The sequence below is a fragment of the Bradyrhizobium sp. STM 3809 genome, from assembly GCF_000239795.1.
Classification (GTDB): Bacteria; Pseudomonadota; Alphaproteobacteria; order Rhizobiales; family Xanthobacteraceae; genus Bradyrhizobium.
Genome location: NZ_CAFJ01000400.1, coordinates 1 through 962 on the forward strand (window position 1 = coordinate 1; position 962 = coordinate 962).

1 protein-coding gene is annotated in these 962 nt (G+C 63.2%); it reads right to left on the bottom strand.

Features of this window, described 5'->3' with window-relative positions; translation table 11 throughout:
* Positions 1-161: 161 nt before the first annotated feature.
* The gene (locus BRAS3809_RS19930; protein WP_008963856.1) at positions 162-815 is read right to left on the bottom strand and encodes a cold-shock protein; all 654 of its coding nucleotides are present in this window, start codon (positions 813-815) and stop codon (positions 162-164) included.
* Between the last annotated feature and the right edge of the window lie 147 nt (positions 816-962).

A 962-nucleotide genomic window follows, 5' to 3' on the forward strand; every position in this document is an offset into this window, starting at 1 on the left:
AGGACCACGTCACTACACGCTCGGAGCCTCGGCAGCAAGACCGCCAGCGCTCAGAAGCCCTTGCGGCCGGATGCCCTCGCGAGGCGCGCCTCGAAAACGCAGCCATGAACGACAAGAGCCCCGGAGACCGGGGCTCAGCTGCAATCCTGTCAGGGTGTCCTTCAGTGCGAGGACAGTGCCGGCGAGCCCGTCTCCGGGTGGATCTCGGCGGCCATCATGCCCTTGGAGCCCGGCCCGTAGCGGACGAGAACCCATTGGCCCGGGCGAAGCTCGGTCATGCCGAACCGGCGCAGCGTCTCCATGTGGACGAAGATGTCCGGCGTACCCTCGCCGCAGGTGACGAAGCCGAAGCCGCGAAGACGGTTGAACCACTTGACCTGGGCGCGCTCCAGACCGCTGGTCGGCGTCACCGTGACATGGGTGCGCGGCGGCAGCATCTGGGCCGGATGGATCGCGGTCGACTCGTCCATCGAGACAATGCGGAAGGCCTGGTAGCCCTTGGCACGCTGGACACACTCGACCACCAGCCGAGCGCCTTCATAGGCGGTCTGATAGCCGTCGCGCCTGAGCACGGTGACGTGCAACAGCACATCAGGCCAGCCATTGTCGGGAACGATGAAGCCGTATCCCTTCGAGGCGTCGAACCATTTGATGACGCCGCTGATTTCGACAAGGTTCTCGCCAAGACCGGCAAGCGCATCGATCGCCGAGTCGCGCGCGACGCCGACCTGATAGTCTGCCCCGAGCCGGTTTGGTGTAGCTACACCAGCGACCGGTACTCCAAGCTTCTTGGACTCAAATCCGTCCGACCCCATAACCCCGGACCTCACAGATCAATTGTGAGCCGCCACCCCTGCAACGGCGTTCTGCGCGTGCTCATCACCTATACCCTCGACGAGTCACGCGAATCTCTCGAATCAAAGATAACATTCCCTCGTGCCGAGCATAGACAAAAATCGGAT

Coding starts and splice junctions, on each gene's coding strand:
- BRAS3809_RS19930 (WP_008963856.1), bottom strand. CDS start 815: ATGGGGTCGGACGGATTTGAGTCCAAGAAGCTTGGAGTACCGGTCGCT.